This window comes from Streptococcus pseudopneumoniae (assembly GCF_001072665.1).
In the GTDB taxonomy this organism is placed as follows: domain Bacteria; phylum Bacillota; class Bacilli; order Lactobacillales; family Streptococcaceae; genus Streptococcus; species Streptococcus pseudopneumoniae_S.
Genome location: NZ_JVJI01000114.1, coordinates 40,708 through 59,527 on the forward strand (window position 1 = coordinate 40,708; position 18,820 = coordinate 59,527).

19 protein-coding genes are annotated in these 18,820 nt (G+C 38.0%); 2 read left to right on the forward strand and 17 right to left on the reverse strand.

Annotated features, from left to right (window positions below):
- Positions 1-32: 32 nt before the first annotated feature.
- From lpdA to dhaK, 17 genes are all read right to left on the reverse strand, one after another.
- Positions 33-1,736 carry a dihydrolipoyl dehydrogenase gene (gene lpdA / locus ADH52_RS06990; RefSeq protein WP_049487201.1) on the reverse strand — a complete coding sequence of 568 codons (1,704 nt, stop codon included), beginning with the start codon at positions 1,734-1,736 and terminating at the stop codon, positions 33-35.
- 46 nt (positions 1,737-1,782) lie between these two features.
- A complete protein-coding gene (locus tag ADH52_RS06995; RefSeq protein WP_023948181.1) occupies positions 1,783-2,826 on the reverse strand; it encodes a dihydrolipoamide acetyltransferase in 1,044 nt (347 codons plus the stop codon).
- A 329-nt stretch (positions 2,827-3,155) separates the two neighbouring features.
- Positions 3,156-4,148: an alpha-ketoacid dehydrogenase subunit beta gene (locus tag ADH52_RS07000; protein ID WP_000448714.1), complete on the reverse strand. Its 993-nt coding sequence runs from the start codon at positions 4,146-4,148 to the stop codon at positions 3,156-3,158.
- Positions 4,149-4,163: 15 nt separating this feature from the next.
- A complete protein-coding gene (locus ADH52_RS07005; protein ID WP_000105356.1) occupies positions 4,164-5,132 on the reverse strand; it encodes a thiamine pyrophosphate-dependent dehydrogenase E1 component subunit alpha in 969 nt (322 codons plus the stop codon).
- A 153-nt stretch (positions 5,133-5,285) separates the two neighbouring features.
- Entirely contained in the window at positions 5,286-6,647 is a 1,362-nt protein-coding gene (gene pdrM / locus ADH52_RS07010) for a sodium-coupled multidrug efflux MATE transporter PdrM (RefSeq protein WP_049510715.1), read from the reverse strand.
- Between the two features lie 41 nt (positions 6,648-6,688).
- Positions 6,689-7,957 carry a dihydroorotase gene (locus ADH52_RS07015; protein WP_049510716.1) on the reverse strand — a complete coding sequence of 423 codons (1,269 nt, stop codon included), beginning with the start codon at positions 7,955-7,957 and terminating at the stop codon, positions 6,689-6,691.
- Between the two features lie 12 nt (positions 7,958-7,969).
- A complete protein-coding gene (locus ADH52_RS07020; protein WP_049510717.1) occupies positions 7,970-8,434 on the reverse strand; it encodes an NUDIX hydrolase in 465 nt (154 codons plus the stop codon).
- A gap of 9 nt (positions 8,435-8,443) precedes the next feature.
- Positions 8,444-9,097 carry a uracil-DNA glycosylase gene (locus ADH52_RS07025; protein ID WP_049510718.1) on the reverse strand — a complete coding sequence of 218 codons (654 nt, stop codon included), beginning with the start codon at positions 9,095-9,097 and terminating at the stop codon, positions 8,444-8,446.
- A gap of 61 nt (positions 9,098-9,158) precedes the next feature.
- A complete protein-coding gene (locus tag ADH52_RS07030) occupies positions 9,159-9,851 on the reverse strand; it encodes a YjjG family noncanonical pyrimidine nucleotidase (protein ID WP_049510719.1) in 693 nt (230 codons plus the stop codon).
- A gap of 119 nt (positions 9,852-9,970) precedes the next feature.
- Positions 9,971-10,183, reverse strand: coding sequence for a hypothetical protein (locus ADH52_RS07035; protein WP_049510720.1), 213 nt, complete (start codon positions 10,181-10,183; stop codon positions 9,971-9,973).
- Positions 10,184-10,533: 350 nt separating this feature from the next.
- A complete protein-coding gene (locus tag ADH52_RS07040) occupies positions 10,534-12,216 on the reverse strand; it encodes an ABC transporter ATP-binding protein (protein WP_049510721.1) in 1,683 nt (560 codons plus the stop codon).
- Between the two features lie 21 nt (positions 12,217-12,237).
- Complete coding sequence (locus tag ADH52_RS07045) at positions 12,238-12,957, reverse strand: ABC transporter ATP-binding protein (protein WP_049510722.1); 720 nt, start codon at positions 12,955-12,957, stop codon at positions 12,238-12,240.
- Between the two features lie 135 nt (positions 12,958-13,092).
- The gene (locus ADH52_RS07050) at positions 13,093-13,833 is read right to left on the reverse strand and encodes an ABC transporter permease (protein WP_049510723.1); all 741 of its coding nucleotides are present in this window, start codon (positions 13,831-13,833) and stop codon (positions 13,093-13,095) included.
- A gap of 173 nt (positions 13,834-14,006) precedes the next feature.
- Positions 14,007-14,642: a TetR/AcrR family transcriptional regulator gene (locus ADH52_RS07055; RefSeq protein WP_049510724.1), complete on the reverse strand. Its 636-nt coding sequence runs from the start codon at positions 14,640-14,642 to the stop codon at positions 14,007-14,009.
- Positions 14,643-15,117: 475 nt separating this feature from the next.
- Positions 15,118-15,492: a dihydroxyacetone kinase phosphoryl donor subunit DhaM gene (dhaM, locus tag ADH52_RS07060; RefSeq protein WP_049510725.1), complete on the reverse strand. Its 375-nt coding sequence runs from the start codon at positions 15,490-15,492 to the stop codon at positions 15,118-15,120.
- Entirely contained in the window at positions 15,492-16,067 is a 576-nt protein-coding gene (gene dhaL / locus ADH52_RS07065; RefSeq protein ID WP_000990807.1) for a dihydroxyacetone kinase subunit DhaL, read from the reverse strand. Before dhaL ends, dhaM begins: the two co-directional genes overlap by 1 nt.
- Positions 16,068-16,088: 21 nt before the next feature.
- Positions 16,089-17,078: a dihydroxyacetone kinase subunit DhaK gene (gene dhaK, locus ADH52_RS07070; RefSeq protein WP_049510727.1), complete on the reverse strand. Its 990-nt coding sequence runs from the start codon at positions 17,076-17,078 to the stop codon at positions 16,089-16,091.
- 153 nt (positions 17,079-17,231) lie between these two features.
- Here dhaK and dhaS point away from each other — a divergent pair, with 153 nt between their 5' ends.
- Both dhaS and dhaQ read left to right on the forward strand, forming a co-directional pair.
- Positions 17,232-17,762 carry a dihydroxyacetone kinase transcriptional activator DhaS gene (gene dhaS, locus ADH52_RS07075; protein WP_049510728.1) on the forward strand — a complete coding sequence of 177 codons (531 nt, stop codon included), beginning with the start codon at positions 17,232-17,234 and terminating at the stop codon, positions 17,760-17,762.
- Entirely contained in the window at positions 17,759-18,748 is a 990-nt protein-coding gene (dhaQ, locus tag ADH52_RS07080; protein WP_049510729.1) for a DhaKLM operon coactivator DhaQ, read from the forward strand. The genes dhaS and dhaQ overlap by 4 nt, the downstream gene beginning before the upstream one ends.
- Positions 18,749-18,820: the final 72 nt, after the last annotated feature.

The following is an 18,820-nucleotide window of genomic DNA, read 5'->3' on the forward strand; positions in this document are numbered from 1 at the left end:
AAAATATCTTTCCAGTCTATTCTATCTTTCTTTTATTTTTTCTTAGGTGAATGGATGGCCATTCCTAAAACATCTGCAAATGCTTCGTACATCACTTCAGAGTAGGTTGGGTGTCCGTGGATAGTCTTCAGCATTTCTTCAACAGTAATTTCCATTTCGATAATGCTTGATGCCTCGTTAATCAATTCTGCAGCTGCAGGACCGATGATATGAACACCAAGGATTTCCCCGTATTTCTTATCTGCGATGACTTTAACGAAACCTTGAGCTGCATCTGAGGCAATGGCACGACCGTTAGCAGCAAAGTTGAACTTACCGATGGCAACATCGTATTTCTCACGGGCTTGTTCTTCTGTCAAACCTACTGCTGCTACTTCAGGAAGAGTATAGATGGCTGCAGGAGTTAAATTCAACTTGGCAACAGCATGGTTTCCTTTGAGAGCATTTTCAGCGGCAACTTCACCCATACGGAAGGCTGCGTGAGCCAACATCTTAGTACCGTTGATGTCACCTGGTGCGTAGATACCTGGAACAGAAGTTTCCATGTATTCGTTGACCTTGATGCGACCACGATCCAATTCAAACTCAACATCACCAATACCTTCAAGGTCTGGCACACGACCGATTGAAAGAAGAGCTTTATTTGCGATGATATCGTCTTTTCCTTCAACCTTGATACGAAGTTGACCATTTTCCTCGATGATTTCTTGGAGTTTAGTGTCAGTTAAGATGGTCATACCTTTACGCTCAAGAATCAAGCGAAGGTTCTTAGAAATTTCAGCGTCCATAGCTGGGACGATACGGTCCATCATTTCGATGACAGTTACTTTTGAACCAAATGTCATGAAGGCTTGTCCAAGCTCGATACCTACGACACCACCACCGATGATAACAAGACTTTCTGGTACTTCATTCATTTCAAGAATGTCGTCACTAGTCATCACAAGTGAAGATTCCATACCAGGAACGTTGATTTTGCTGACTTTTGAACCACCAGCAAGGATGATTTTCTTGGTTTCAAGCAATTCAGAACCATTTACCAAGACATTCTTGTCCTTAGTGATCGTACCAATTCCTTTATGAACAGTAACTCCGTAGCTACGAAGAAGACCAGCAACTCCACCAACAAGAGTATTAACAACTTTAGATTTAGTTTCTAAAAGTTTGTCCATATCTACAGTGAAGTTTGGATTTTCAATGACGATACCACGGTTTGCAGCATGACCAATATTTTCAATAATTTCAGCGTTATGAAGGTAGGTCTTGGTTGGAATACATCCACGGTTTAAGCAGGTTCCACCAAGTTCAGATTTCTCAACAAGGGCAACCTTACCACCGAGTTGGGCAGCTTTAATGGCTGCAACATAACCAGCAGGACCTCCGCCAATCACGACGATATCAAAAGCATCATCGCTCTTACCACCGTCATTTGAGGCACTTGCTGCAGGTGCTGGGCTAGCTTCTGATGCTGAGGCTCCAGCTGTTGGGATGTTTTCCCCTTCTTCACCAAGGTAACCGATAACTTCCGTTACAGGGACTGTTTCACCGTCCCCTTTTAGGATAGCAATCAAGTATCCATCTTCTTCGGCTTCCAATTCCATGCTGACTTTGTCAGTCATGATTTCCAAAAGGATTTCTCCTTCTTTTACAAATTCTCCGACTTTTTTATTCCATTGGACAATTTGTCCTTCTGTCATATCCACGCCGGCTTTCGGCATAATTACTTCTAAGGCCATGTCTTCCTTCCTTTATCTATATCTTTAAAAATGGCTACTCTTGTTCTTAAATCAACATTGAGATTGGATTTTCAATCAATTCTTTCAAATCTTTCATAAACTTGGCTCCAGCCATACCATCTACGACACGGTGGTCGATGGTTAATCCTAGGCTCATGATAGGGCGAATCACAATTTCACCATTGACGACAACTGGCTTCTCAATTGTCGAACTCACACCAAGGATAGCTGAGTTTGGTTGGTTGATGATAGGACCAAAGGACTGAACGCCAAACATCCCCAAGTTACTGATAGTAAATGTTGAATTTTGCAGTTCGCTTGGAGCTAATTTACCATCCAAGGTACGGCCAATAACATCCTTAAAGGCTACAACCAGTTCAGAAAGACTCATCTTCTCAGCATTGTAAACAACAGGAGTCATCAATCCATTATCCATCCCAACTGCCATCGCAAGGTTGACATAGTTGTGAGTGATAATAGTCTTGCCATCTTCAGTCAATGAAGCGTTGATGAAAGGGTGTTTCATAAGAGTCTTAACAACAGCAAGTGAAAGAAGATCTGTTACAGTGGTCTTCTTCCCAGTTGCTTCCATGATTGGCTCAAGAACCTTCTTACGAAGAGCCAACATTTCAGTCATATCAACTTCATAGTTGAGCGTGAAGGTTGGCGCAGTTAGGTAAGATTCAACCATGCGTTGGGCAATAACCTTACGCATTGGTGTCATTGGAATACGCTCGATTTCACCGTATGGTGTTACATTATCAGGAACTTCTTCCACTTTTTCAATCTGAGCAGGAGACTTGATGGTATCGTTTTCGATATTTTCAGGAAGCAGGGCCAAAACATCCTTCTTCATGATTTTACCACGATGACCAGTTCCTTGGATTTCCTGCCAAGCAATGTTATGTTCGAGGGCAATTCGTTTTGCAAGTGGCGAAATGCGAACCACATTTGTGTCTTTATAAGTTTCCACGTCTTCTTTGTGGACACGACCGTTTGCACCTGAGCCAGAAACGTCGTAAAGGTTGATCCCTAGATCATCCGCTAACTTTCTAGCTGCAGGAGTCGCTCTTAACTTGTCATCAGCCATGACCTCTCCAATTCTATACTAAGATATTAAGGACGCAGAGGGCAATGAAAAAATAGGAGATTGACGATGTGTTCGATGAACACAAGGAAATCTATCTTTTTTTTCGCAGACCTCCGTCCGAATTCAATTATATGATACTAAGGGCGTTTAAAAGCGACCGAAAAATAGGAAATCAACGCAGACTTCGATGAAGTCAAGGAGATTTATCCTTTTTCCGAACTTTTAGCCCATGCTCTAATCTAAAATATTAAGGACGAAGAGCTTTGCACCTAAAAGATACAAAGTTTCTCGTCAGCTTTATTTTTTTACATAATTTATCTTATGCAATTCTATTCTTTGTTATAAGTCTTACGGATGGCATCTTTGATGCTTTCAACTGTTGGAATCATTGCATTTTCTAGGTTTTGTGCGTAAGGCATTGGCACATCTTCTCCTGCGCAACGGCGGATTGGTGCATCTAGATAGTCAAATGCTTCTGATTCTGAAATAATTGCTGAAATCTCACCGATATAGCCACTTGTTTTGTGGGCATCGTTGACCAAAACTACCTTACCAGTCTTCTTAACTGAGTTAATGATGATATCCTTATCAAGCGGTACAAGGGTACGTGGGTCCACGATTTCAACAGAAATTCCCTCTTCTGCTAATTCTTCAGCAGCTTGAACCACACGGCGAAGCATTTTCCCATAGGTAACAACTGTTACATCCGTACCTTCACGTTTGATTTCTCCAACTCCAAGTGGAATTGTGTAGTCTGGATCAACTGGTACTTCGCCTTTTTGGTTAAATTCTGACTTGTACTCAAGAATGATAACTGGGTTGTTATCACGGATAGAAGACTTGAGCAGTCCTTTCATGTCCGCAGGTGTTCCGGGTGCCACAACCTTAAGACCAGGAATGTGAGTAAACCAAGACTCTAGAGATTGTGAGTGCTGGGCTGCAGAACCAACTCCATTACCAGCTGCGCATCGAACAGTCATTGGAACCTGACCTTTACCACCAAACATATAACGTGTTTTAGCAGCTTGGTTGACGATATTGTCCATGGCAATAACCGAGAAGTCCATGAAGGTCATATCAACGATTGGACGAAGTCCTGTCATGGCTGCTCCTGCTGCTGCTCCAGAGATGGCAGCTTCAGAAATCGGACAGTCACGAACACGTTCTGGACCAAATTCTTCAAGCATTCCGACAGAAGTACCGAAGTCTCCTCCAAAGACACCGACATCTTCTCCCATCAAGAACACATTTTCATCGCGACGCATTTCCTCAGACATAGCAAGGATAATGGTGTCACGGAAGGACATTGTTTTTGTTTCCATTTTATCTCTTTCTCCTTAGTCTGCGTAAATATCTTCAAATGCTGATTCAAGCGGTGGGAATGGGCTTTCCTCTGCAAATTTAACAGAAGCTTCTACTGCTTCCTTGACTTGTGCTTGGATTTCTTCCAATTCTTCGGCACTTGCAATAGTGTTTTCAATGAGGTACTTGCGAAGGTTTTCGATTGGGTCTTTTTGTTTCCACAATTCCACTTCTTCACGTGTACGATATTTACCAGGGTCAGATGATGAGTGACCAAGCCAGCGATAAGTTACACTTTCAATCAAGACTGGACCATTGCCACTGCGAACATGATCAACAGCTTTCTTAAATCCTTCGTAGACATCGATGACATTATTTCCGTCTTCGATGAACATTCCAGGAATTCCATAAGCGGCGCTACGTTGATGGATATGTTCTACATTGGTCATTTTCTTAATATCAGCAGAGATTCCATAACCGTTGTTAATGCAATAGAAAATGACTGGCAGGTTCCAGATAGAAGCCATGTTCACTGCTTCGTGGAAAACACCTTCGTTAGTCGCACCATCTCCAAAGAAGCAGACAACGATTTTTCCAGTATGTTGCATTTGCTGACTGAGGGCTGCACCAACAGCGATTCCCATACCACCACCTACGATACCATTGGCACCTAGGTTACCAGCATCAAGGTCGGCGATATGCATAGATCCACCTTTACCTTTACAGGTTCCAGTGTATTTGCCAAGGATTTCAGCCATCATTCCGTTGAGGTCAATCCCTTTGGCAATAGCTTGTCCGTGACCACGGTGGTTTGAGGTGATCAGATCATCTGGATTGAGAGCCAACATAGCACCCACGTTAGCTGCCTCTTCTCCAACAGAAAAGTGCGTCATTCCTGGCACTTTCCCTTTCTTTACTAATTGTGCAATTTTTAAGTCCATACGACGGATTTCTTCCATCTTACGGAACATCTCTAGCAAAAGATTTTTATCTAAAGTTGACATCTTCTTGCCTTTCTAACTTTCTTCTTACCTTACTATTTTACCGTTTTTAGCAAATACTGTCAAAGTTTTTCTAAAGAAAAATTCACAAAATAAAGAAGAAAAACCCATGAAAACAAGGGATTTTCTTATCAAGAATATTTTTTCACAAACTTTTTAGCGTTTAGATTTTTCTAAAAATTCAAATCTCTTCATAATCACAGTTAAACGCCAACGGTATAGCGCCCCACTCACGATTAGACTAATAATCAAACCAATCCAGTATGAATAAGCGCCAAAATCTGTTAGGGAATCAAATAGCATAGCCACTGGGATTGCTACACCCCAATAACCAACCAAACCAAGGTAAAAAGGAATAACTGTATCCTTATACCCCCGTAAAATTCCCTGAAGAGGTGCCGCAAAGGTATCTGCTAACTGGAAGAAAAGGCTGTAAGTCAAAAAACGTGCTGTCAAATCGATGAATTCTGGGTCGTTCCCATAAATACTGGCCACATTTCCTCGAAAAATGTAAAGGAAGGATAAGGTGAAGGCCGCAAAAATGAGGGCAGTCCATCTTCCTAGACCAATATAGGTCTTCGCATCATCAAATCGCTTGGCTCCCACTTCATAGGAAACGACAATAGCCATAGCCGATGAGATACTCATAGGAAAGGCGTACATAAGACTTGAAAAGTTCATAGCTGACTGGTGACTAGCGATAATCAAGGACGAAAACTTAGCCATAATCAAGCCAACCACGGAAAAGATAGCCACTTCCGCAAAGACAGTTCCCCCAATAGGAAGACCTAAGCGAACTCCTTCCTTAATTTTATCCATATTAAGTGGAATTCGTTTCTCAAGGTGTAAGGCTTTGAGCTTCTCCTGTTTAAATAAAACCAGAACAGAAATCCCCAGCAAGACCCAGTAAGCCAAGGATGTTCCTAAACCTGCACCAGCTCCTCCCAGCTCTGGAACTCCAAAGGCTCCGTAAATCAAGAGATAGTTAAATCCGCTATTGAGAGGAAGTAACAAAAGCATGAGATACATAGACAGTTTGGTCAACCCTAGCGAATCCAGCAAGGAACGAATGACACTAAAAAGCAACAGGGGGATAATTCCGATAGATAAAAACCAAAGATAGCGAACTGCTACTGCCGCCACCGGCGCTTCTAGTCCAATATGATTCAAGATTGGTGGTGCCAGGAAAAGTACCAGTCCCAGTAAGAGCACAGATAGACCCAAGGCCAGATAGATGAACTGGTAAAAATCAGACGCAACTTCTTCCTTTTTGCCTCGACCAAGATGGTGACCAATGATGGGCACCAAGGCCGATACAATCCCTGTTAGAAAGGTAAAGAAAGGATTCCAGATACTGGTTGCCATAGACACACCAGCCAAGTCCATGGTATTGTATTGACCAGTCATAGTCGTATCAACAAAGGATGCAGAATAATTGGCAAATTGATAAATCAGGATAGGGAAAAATATCTTTAAAAATAAGATAAACTTGTCTTTAAAATGATGGGTTTGGTACATATAGGCTCTCTATTCTTTTTGTTTACAGAGCAGACTCCCACCTAGTTTTGATAGACGATTTGTCCCTTACATATGGTATATTTAACCTGCCCTTTTAAGGTTTCACCGATGAATGGTGAATTAGCTGCTTTTGAAGCAAAATGGGAGTCCACAAGGCGGTCAGCCTTAGCATCAAAAATAGTGATGTCCGCTGGACCATTCTCAGCCAAGTAACCTGCTTCAAAGTTATAAAGTTTAGCTGGGTTGTATGTCATCTTTTCGAGCAATTCCATCAAACTTAACTCACCAGCTTCTACCAAAAAGGTCAAGCCAAGGGACAGTGATGTTTCTAAACCAGTCATACCAGATGGCGCTTTGGTAATATCATCGACGTTTTTCTCATCTGCATGGTGAGGCGCATGGTCAGTCGCGATAACTGTGATGACACCTGACTTGAGACCTTTAATCACGGCACGACGGTCTGATTCCAAACGAAGCGGCGGATTCATCTTAGCATTGCTACCTTGTGTCAAAAGAAGTGCTTCGGTCTTAGAAAAATGCTGTGGCGCTACTTCTGCTGTTACTTGCGCACCCAATCCTTGAGCAAACTCCACTACTTTAACACTTTCTTCCTTAGACAAATGTTGAATATGAACATGGGACTTGGTTGCATAGGCAATCATGACATCACGCGCCATCATAGCATACTCAGCTACCCCAGTCGCACCACAGATATGGAAATGTTCTTTAGCAATATTTTCGTTAAACCCAAGAATCCCATTCAAACCTGGATCTTCCTCATGAAGACTAATAAAGGTATTAAGCTTTTTGGCTTCCTCCATGGCTTCCTTTACCACTTTACTGCTTTCAAGCGGAATACCGTCATCAGAAAAACCAACAGCTCCAGCTTCTAAAAGTGCCTTAAAGTCAGTTAAATCTTGCCCATTAAAATTTTTGGTAATGGTCGCAACTGTTTTGATATTAATCTTCTCTTTGGCAGCTGACTGGAGAACTTCTTGCAAAGTCTCCACGTCTGAAATGGTTGGACTAGTATTAGCCATCATGACAACAGTTGTAAAACCACCTGTAGCGGCTGCTAAGGCACCAGTATGGATATCCTCCTTGTGGGTCTGACCAGGTTCACGGAAATGAACATGAATATCGACCAAGCCAGGAGCAACTACAAGACCTGTAGCATCTAAGATTTCTGCTCCTTCTTCCTTGATTTCGGCAGCAATTTTAACAATTTTCCCATCGTGGACTAAAACATCACACACTTGATCCAAACCAGACTTGGGATCCATTACACGACCATTTTTAATTAGTAGCATCTGCTTTCTCCTTTATTCATAGAAATCAACTTGGGTATCCAACAATTTATCCCCATCATAAACAAACTTGGCTGAAAAGAAGGGTTTATCCTCTAAAAGCCACTCAACAAAGGTATGATCCCCTTCCCAAGTAGGCTTGCTCAAAACCTCGTCATAGGGAACCCATTCTAGCGTCCCCTCATTACAGTCAATCACGTCGCCCTCAAACTCCGTCACCTTAAAAACATAGGTATACCAGTCTAAATCTGGCGTAAATTCAGGAAAAGTGATAACACCTTTTAGAACTGGTTTAGCTTTGAGCCCTGTTTCTTCAAGGATTTCACGCACTGCACATTCCTGTGGAGTCTCACCACGCTCCAGCTTACCACCCACACCAATCCATTTCCCTTCATGGACATCATTGGGTTTCTTATTGCGGTGGAGCATAAGCAATTCTTTCCCGTTATCAATGTAGCAAATCGTCGCTAACTGAGGCATATTTTCTCCTTATCTAAGCCAATCGATTGGCTCTTGTCCTGTCTCTTTTAAGAATGCATTGGCCTTGGAAAAAGGCTTGGAACCCCAAAATCCTCTATAAACCGACAAAGGACTGGGATGGGCTGATTCGATAATCAAGTGATGAGGATTGGTAACCAAGGTCTTCTTCTTGCGTGCATAGGATCCCCAGAGTACAAAGACCACTGGCCTATCTAGATGATTGACCACCTGAATCACAGCATCCGTAAAAGGCTCCCATATCTGTCCGGCATGACCATTGGCCTGTCCAGCAGGAACAGTCAAACAAGCATTGAGAAGCAAGACTCCTTGCTCAGCCCAAGCTGTCAAATCATGAGATTTCTTAACACCAAGATCATCTGACAATTCTTGCAAGATATTTTGCAAGGATGGCGGAGCTGGGATAGAGTCCGGTACAGAAAAACTCAAGCCCTGCGCTTGACCTGGCCCGTGATAGGGATCTTGCCCTAGAATCACCACCTTAACTTCTTCAAGCGGTGTTGTAAATAGAGCTTGAAAAACCTTTTCCTTGGGCGGATAAACAGTACCCTGAGCATAGACCTGCTCCATAAACTGATTGATTTTCCCAAAATAACCCTCAGGTAATTGCGTCTTTATCAAATCATGCCAAGACGAGTGTTCCATAGCCGACTCCTTCGTTTTTACTGCCTCTATTATAGCAAAAAGTGGCTATCTAAACCACTTTTTACAGTTTATCTAAACAATCCAGCAAGTCTTGGTAAGACTGGGCTTCGTAGGTTGGCTGGGCTTGTGTGTGATTTTCGAGGTGATGAGGATTGTACCAGATAGTGTCAATCCCCGCATTATTGCCACCTTGAATGTCGGCGGTTAGGGAAACTCCAATCATCAGCGTCTTTTCTTTGCTAAAACCTGCAATCTGTTGGCCAATTTTTTCATAAAAGAGAGCATCTGGCTTTTGTGTTTGCAATTGTTCAGAGATAAAGACTTGATTGAAATAAGGTGCCAGACCAGATTGAGCCAAGCGCCCTGTCTGAATGGCTGTAATGCCATTTGTCGCAGCATACAAGTCATAATCACGCTCGATGAGGCTGTCTAAGAGTTCATGAGTTCCCGAAAGAGTTTGTCCCTGTTGGGCTAAGTAAAACTGGTAACGCTGAGCAAGTAAAGTCCCGTCCTTCTCCAGCCCAAAATGGGAAAATAAACGAGAAAAGCGCGTGTTAACCAGCTCTTGTTTACTAATTTTCTTTTGCTCCAAGTCCTTCCATAGAGCCTTGTTCATAGGAACGTAAAAGTCTTTGTAGGCCTGAATATCTGCAACCCCTTCTTCTTGTAGAAGTTGCGTTAAAGACACATCCTCAGCAGCATCAAAATCAAGCAAGGTGTGGTCGAGATCGAAGAGTAGAAATTTGTAGGACAATTTGAGAGTTTTCCTTTCTAAGATAAACAACTCTCACTTCAGCCAGTTGTTTAATGTAAAAACTTAAAAGTGGTAAAGTATAACAAAAATAATAGTTCCAATTGATTAACTAACACATACTATTCTAGTGAATTATAAAAAAATCTTCTATAAATTCGAGCAATAGTTAAAATAGCTACAAATATGACTCCCAAAATAGATAATACTATTTTCACAAAACTCATTTCAGAGCCTATTACATAGATATGAAAAAGAGGGGCTAGTCCTACACATAGAGACAATAGATAACTACTAAATCTTATCTCACCAATTCCTGCAAAAAAATGTTTCATTTTAAATATTCTCCTTTGAAGCCCCTAATGATTAAAAATAATGACTGCTTAAAATTAAACAGCTCTAAAATCTAAATATTTGTCAGAGATAAGCTATACTAAGATTATTTTTTAAGCACAACCTTCTTGCTCTTATGGTTTAATTATATTATAACACTATAAAATTTTCAATTTAATTGATATTTACCATTTAATCATATTCGATGAGTTGTATTTTACAGATTAATATTATTTAGCATTCTTTTTTAGTCACTTTTTAATTCTCAAATTCCCTTTGTTTATACAACCATAATATTATTGAAAAACAACTTAAGATTAAAGATTTTCATCCTCTTTTTATTCTGGTAGCACTACACACTCAACTCAAACAACTTATAAAACTCACCTCTCCTATCCATCAAGTCACAAAAAGAACCATCTTCAACAATGACGCCTGCTTTCATAAAGAGAATTCTATCGTATCTTTTCAAAATGTTTTCATTCAACTTGTGGGTTACTACAAGTGCAGTCAAATTTTGAATATCCAAGATTGAACTTTCAATTTCAGTAGTTACTTGATTATCCAAAGACGAAGTAGCCTCATCCAATAATAAGATTGGTGTTTTTCGAATCAAGGCACGCGCAATACTAACTCTTTGTTTTTGTCCGCCAGATAAATTTGATCCATTCTCTCCACATAAAGCTTGTAAACCAGATTCATTATCTAAAACATAACTTTCTAAACCTGACTGCTGGACAGCTTGCCTAATTTCCTCATCAGTGAAGAATTGATTAAGAGTAATATTTGCTCTTAAAGTATCATCAAAGATATAAACATCTTGCTGAACAATAGTCATTAAGTTATAAAGGCTCTCTGCTGAAATAGCTTGCAAATCTTGATTATCAATTGAGATATACCCACTTGTTACATCATAGAAACGCAGTAATAGATTGAGTAAAGTTGATTTTCCACTACCTGACATACCTACTATTGCAATTTTTTCCCCCTTTTTGATCTGCAAAGATAAATTATTAAAAATCTTTTTCTCAGCATTAGGGTAGAAAAAATCTACGTTTGAAAAAGAAATGACATCATCAAAATATTCTTTCGTTTTACCAGTTTGAAGTTCGATTACATCTTTTACCTCAAATGAATTCAGTGTAGCCTGACCTTCGCGGAATTTACTCATTCCCATACCAATTTCATTTAGTGGCATTACTACAAAATTGACTAGTTGAACAATAGCTGTAACACTCCCGATTGTGGTATGCCCACCGAAGACCAGATACATTCCTCCACCAAAGGCTACTAAAAAAACAATCATCCCTGAAAGTTGAGAAATAACATTAGATAAAACATCAAATTTTCCTTTGATGAAATATATCTCATCCAATTTTTCGCTTTCGTTTTTGTAATCTTGACGGATAGCCTCTTTCACATTAAAACTCTTTATAACTAGAAACCCTGCTAAAATATCTTTAACCTTAGCTAAATATTTCTGATCGGATATTATAGAAATATTTTGTAGAGAGGCTGATTTTTGTCCAATAAATCCTGAAATCATCATAGGAATAATGCTAGCAATGATAACTAATAAGGTCAAAAACCAATTACCTATAAACATGGCTACTAGTGAGAAAATCATTAAGGAAATATTTTTTGAAATATTAAAATACTGGTGCAAATAATCCTGCTCAATTTTCTTCATGTTCTCAGTTAATATTGAAATAAATTTCCCTGATTTTTCCTTAGAAAATTCTCTATAATCGCTATCTAAAATAGATTTAAACACCTTATTTTTGTATCTTGACATAATCTGCCTAACAAGTTTATTTCTTAATCGAAGGGATATAAAATTAAGACTGGCATAGATAAATATTACGATAGCGCCTATTAGTATCGCTTGGGTTAGAGCTTCCCTATTTTGGGACATTCCACTATCAATTATAATTTTAATAGAATAAGCAAAAGCAATATTAGTTAAAGGAACTAGTATATTAAAAATCATGAAAGTATAAAAAGACTTCTTATGGTACTTTGTCAATTGTTTCATTCCTAATCTACCTCATAATTCTTAAATTTCATTTAGAAAATGTGACATAAAATATTCTTCTAAGTCAATATTCTCTCTCCTAATCTCTTTCATAGAGACTTGTTCTAGCATTTCTCCATTTTTGATAACACCAATTTTATCTGCTATCTGTGAAATTTCCGATAATATATGACTCGATATTAGTATTGTAATTCCATGTTCCTTTGAAAGCGACAACAAAAGATTTCGAATTTCTTGAATTCCTATTGGATCTAAACCATTGATTGGCTCATCTAAAATTAACAATTTAGGTTTTGTTAGAAACGCACGAGCTAAACCAAGCCTTTGCCTCATTCCTAACGAAAAATCTTTTACTTTTTTAGTCGTATTTTTTAATCCGACCATCCTTAAGGCTCTTATTATATCTGATTCGGTAATATTTTTCCTCATATATTGCGCGTGAATTTCCAAAATTTCTTTTGCTGTGAGGTTTTCATAAAAAATTGGTGTTTCAATAACACTTCCAACTTGACTTAGAATCTCCTCTCTGTGATCTTGTAAATTTTTTCCAAAGATTTCAATACTACCAGATGTAACAGTTGATAAGGATAACATGCATTTCATTAAAGTTGTTTTCCCTGCGCCATTTGGTCCTAAAAATCCATAGATTTCTCCTTCAGCAATTTGAAGGTTGATACCACTTAAAATTTCTTCTTTATCAATTGTTTTAAAAACTTCTTTTACTTCAACAATATTTTTCATTTCTATCTCTCTTTCTATATCTAGCTTTAAATGCAAGAATTTTTCTTCAGGAGCATAAATACTAACTTATACAGTCTCTTCGTTTAAATAAATCATCACAAAATTAGCACTTTCCTTCCATTAAATTTAGCTATACTACTTGATATTAATATCTTTTCTTGAAATAGTATAAATTGAAAATAAAGTAATCATTAAACTTATGAAACTTGCAAATATCAAAAAGAATAAGTTATCAGCAATATTATTAGATAAACCTCCTGGACTTACATTCGAAAGTAACGCTGCTAAACCAAGTCCTGAAAGCATTGTTATAGCTATTGAATGCCTAATCATACCTAAAACAAAAGGTAGTATTCCGATTAATACTGTTCCAACCGTAATTCCAGCTAAGTTAATCATTTGATTCGCTACTGGGATATAATTTGATTCAGTTACAACAGCCATGAATCTAATGAATAATTGAATCACTAAATGTGCAGAAAAATGGGCAATAAATGCTATTAGAATGACTGAAAGAATTTTTCCCCAAAGTAACTTTATTTTAGAAATAGGGTAAGAAAACAACTGAAAAATTGTTCTTCGTTTAAATTCATCAATAATAATCGTAGATAATAAATAAGATTCGAAAATCAAAAATGCTACTTTTGTAAATAAAGATGAAAACAATGAAGCTACAATTGCCCAACCTTCCCATTTACCAGTAATTCTAATAACATTAGAATCCTGTCCAGTGAATTCTCCTAGTTTATTGTCAGTACCTAAACCCATAATAATGATTGCTGTAATACCTAACACTATAAATATAGTACACAACCAGGCTAAAAATAATTTAGATTTAGAAACTTTATTTAATTCAATTTTAATAAGCGACAACATAGATTATTTCCTCCAAAAAATTTTGTTAATATTAATTACACTATTTAAAAAGCATTTTACATACTTCTGGTATGTAAAAAAATAAAAAAAGAAACATACTAAAGGTATGTATAATAGAATTTTTAATACCATATCTAGAATATGGTATTTTAAAAAATATCTATATGTAAAACTTATTTGGCACTTTTTAAGTGATCAAATAAGTTGAAAATCACCTCCATCATTTCATCAGAAATCAACTGCACCCCTAGTCCTTCAAAAGTAAGTTTAATGAAATTCATTTTACGCTTTAATTCTTCTACTGAATAAATAGAAATTTGGAACCCAATCCAAATATTCAATGTTAAAACAATCAAATCAGCTAGCTCTTCTGGATATTCTGTTTTAATTGATTTATCTTCAACACCTTCGAAAACTTTTTCTCTAATCCCTGGTAAAAAATCAGAAAATAAATTTAGATACTGTTCACCTAATAAACGTGGACTTCTTAACATAATTGAAGCTGAGTATACAAGCCTTTGTTGTTCTAAATTAGAGAACGCATCCATCAAAGAATTTTGTATTTTTTCTAATGCAGTATCTCCTCTCCAATTGTAATTTAAAATTTCCTGATTATTTTCGCTAATGATTGATTGCAATATTTCATCTTTAGACTCGAAATGATGATAAATAACACCTTTTGTCAATCCACCTAACCCATCGATTATATCTTGTATTGAGGTATTATCAAATCCTTTTTCTAAAAATAAATCTTTCGAAACTTCTAATATTTTTTTTCTAGTTTCATGTGAGTTTCTATTCCTTGCCATTATAACTCCTTTTCAACATACTAACGGTATGTAATCTCATTATAATGCAAGAAACTAATAATGTCAAGATTCTTTTTATCCCCTCTAATTTTCAAAATTCATTGGCAAACTACTATCCTATCCAATTGACAGCCCAAATCTTTCAGAATAGAACTATCCTGACTATCTAATACTCTGAATACATAAATATCCATGTAATTCTAGACCTAGAACTCCTATAAACTAAATGCTTTCGTACTATTCTAAGCCATTGATTGCCTTAAATTTTAATTTTTGAAGAATTCTAAAGCTAGAATAGTCCCATCACAATCAGTTTTGAATGATTAACAATTTAGAAACGCTATGATTCTACTCCTTTTACATTAAAAAGGAACTGCATAAAGCAATCCCTTTCTGATTTTGAAATTATTTACTTAAAATTTAATAGTTGAGATAATCAATAGCTCACCTATAAAAAGAGTTATAGTAAAATTCCTTATTTATTGATTTCAAGCTCCGACAACTGTGTTTGAATAACTGACAGTTCTGCACCAGCCTGAAGAAGAGCAGCTGCAGTATAGGCACCTTCTACAATTGGAACCCTATTGATCCTGATACTTTTATCACTGAAATCAGCCGCCATTTCTAAGTTCATTTTAGCAGAACCTAGGTCAAAAAAGGCTAATAAAGTATCTGCTGGATTTTCGGAAACAACCCTATCTACTTGATCAAAACTCGTTCCAATTCCTCCATCTTCGGTTCCTCCTACATAAGTAATCGGAACATCTTTAGCCACTTCGCTAATCAGTTCAACAACACCTTCTGCAATGTTTTTGGAATGTGAAACGATAACAAGACCAATACTTTCCATTAAACCACCCCAGTTTCTAAAAGAGCAGTAAAGAGTAATCCTGATGAGAATGATCCAGGATCAATATGTCCAAGAGAACGTTCTCCTACATAAGATGCCCTTCCTTTAGTTGCAAGTAAATCTTTGGTAGCATTCACTACCTTATCAATAACCTCTTGAGTCAATTGACCAGCAGACAAGGCAGCAATAACAGGAGTCCAAACATCAACCATTGTCTTTTCTCCAACTTCTGCTTTCCCACGTTTGACAATCATATCCAAACCGCTTTGTAAGATTTCCTCTATTTTCGAATTAGAATCAGCCTTGGCCATGCCCATAAAAGCAGAGCCATACAAGGGACCAGAAGCACCGCCTACCTTACTCAGTAGTTGCATTGAGACAAGTTTAAACACATCACTGCTTGTCTCAAATTGCTTTCCTTCTAAGTTTTCCATAACTGCAGCCATGCCACGCGCCATATTTCCACCGTGGTCTCCATCTCCTATAGGGGTGTCTAGCTCACTAAGGTAATCTTTCTGTTCTTGAATCTTTTCATTAAAAAGCTTCATCCATTCAAGTGCTTGTTCAGCATTCATGCGACATTTCCTCCCTGAGTTTTACCAAGCTGGGGTAGTAACAGGTGCATTTAGAGCATCCAACCACTCATCATCTGCCAATCGAATCAATGTTAATGACAAACCAGCCATATCGATTGATGTCATATAGTTTCCAATTTTCTTAAATGCCAACTCAACACCTTTTTCATGGAGTAATTTAGCCACATCATTTGCAAATACGTATTGCTCCATAAGAGGAGTGCTTCCTAAACCATTAATGAGAAGGCCATAGCGTTCTCCAGCTTTAAGTTGGAAACCTTCAGATAGTTTTTCAACCAATTCAGAGGCCAATTGTGCGGAAGGTTGCATTTTCTCTTTTTTATATCCTGGCTCACCATGAATACCAACTCCATATTCAAATTCATCATCTTCTAGAACAAATCCAGGTTTCCCAACTTCAGGAACGGTTGCTCCAGACAAGGCCAGCCCAATTGTTTTAATTTCTAAGACAAGTTTATCGGCCAAGTCCTTCATTTCAGATAATGATTTACCAGAACGAGCTGCATCACCCAAAATTTTATGGACTAATATAGTACCTGCGACACCTCGACGACCTTGGGTATAGAGACTATTTTCAACCGTAATATCATCATCGACTACAACACTTGCTACATCAATACCTTCCATTTCAGCAAGTTCTTGTGCAATTTCAAAGTTCATAATGTCACCAGAATAGTTCTTGATGACCATGAAAACTCCAGCACCTTCATCAGTCGCCTTAATGGCTTCTAAAATTTGGTCCGGAGTAGGTGAAGTGAAGACTGCTCCACAAATGGCAGCAGACAACATTCCATCTCCTACAAATCCAGCATGACTTGGTTCGTGTCCTGAACCTCCACCTGAAATGAGTCCAACTTTTCCTGTCTTTTCTGCCTTTCTAACGATGACATCAAAACCATCTAAGCGTTCTACCAAGTCATCATGCATGAATGACAATCCCTGCAACATTTCATCAACAACTTGTGTCGGTTCATTTATAATTTTTTTCATGAGAAACTCCTTTCGGCATCTACCTTTGTTTTCGCTTTCATTATATATTTTTTATTGCTGGATGATAAGGGACAGATTCTATTATTTGTCCCCTTTTAAACCCGTTTAAAACATTTTTTTGGTAAAATGAAGGAAGTAACAGAAAGGCTTCCTATGGCATCATCACTTATTACAAAAAAACGGATTGCCAAGGCATTTAGAGACCTATTAGCTACTAGAGAATTTGACAAAATCTCCATTGTAGATATCATGGAATCAGCTGGCATTCGTAGACAGACCTTTTATAATCACTTTCTTGACAAATATGAACTGCTAGACTGGATTTTTGAAACTGACTTAACCGAGTATATCACTAATAACTTGGACTTCATTTCAGGCCAAAAACTATTACAAGAATTATTTTTTTATTTCGAACAAGAGCGTAACTTTTATATTCAACTTTTTGATATTCAAGGGCAAAATAACTTCTATGACCACTTTATCAACTACTGTCGCTTGCTTGTATCAAAAATTTTAAGAGAATACAGTCAGATTGATATCGATTCATCTGCTTATACTTGTTTTTTGTTAGACTATCATTCACATGCTCTAGCAGAAATCGTGAAGGCTTACGTCAATAAAAAAAGTCCAGTTCCACAACCAGACTTTCTAATCATGACAATTATTGGAAAGAGACCACAATGACATTTATTTCAAATCATAAACAGAAAATTATTTCAAGTTACATTTCGGCAACTGTCAGCAGTGATCCTGAATTAGAAAAACACCCTACTTTACCACTAGTCTATCAAAAAAATCGCAATCCTCATCAGGTTCCAATATTGTCGGGTGGAGGTTCCGGTCACGAACCTGCGCATATTGGATATGTGGGAGAAGGAATGCTTACCGCTGCTATCTATGGCCAATTATTTACTCCTCCTACAAGAACTGAAATCTTAGAGTCCATTCGTTTTTTAAACAATGGTCACGGTGTCTTCATCATTGTAAAAAATTTCGAAGCAGACATCAAAGAATTTAGCTCGGCCATTAACACTGCTAGAAAAGAAGGAATTAAGGTCGGCTATAGTCTAGCACACGACGATATTTCAATTGAACCTCACAATAGATTTCAAATTAGAGGAAGAGGGCTTGCAGGGACAATCTTACTTCATAAAATCCTAGGATTTGCAGCTCAAAATGGTGCCGACATCGAGCAACTAACTGATTTAGGTCATCATCTTGCTCCCGAAATCGCAACGATTGGCTTTGCAACGAAATCGGCTAGTCTCCCTCAAGCCACCCTTCCACTATTTAACTTGGAAGAAGGAAATATTTCTTATGGTATTGGGATACATGGCGAAGAAGGCTATCGTATCGTCCCATTCCAATCATCGGAAATCCTTGCAAATGAAATTATAAGTAAATTAAGATTGCACTATCATTGGAAAAAGGGTGATCAATTTATATTGCTTGTAAATAATCTAGGCACTACCAGTAACCTAGAAATGGGCATATTTCTCAATGATCTCCTTCAACTACTAGAAATTGAAGGAGTCACTATTACCTTCATAAAATCAGGCACGTTTATGACCAGTCTGGATATGGCAGGTATATCCGTCACTCTTTGCCCTGTAAAGAATAAGCAATGGTTAGAAGCACTTAATGCTCCAACGATAGCTTTTGCATGGTAATTTGCTTGTATAATCATGACCACCCGTCAAACGGGTGGTTTGTCCCAGGGCTATAAGCCCAAATTACCAGCC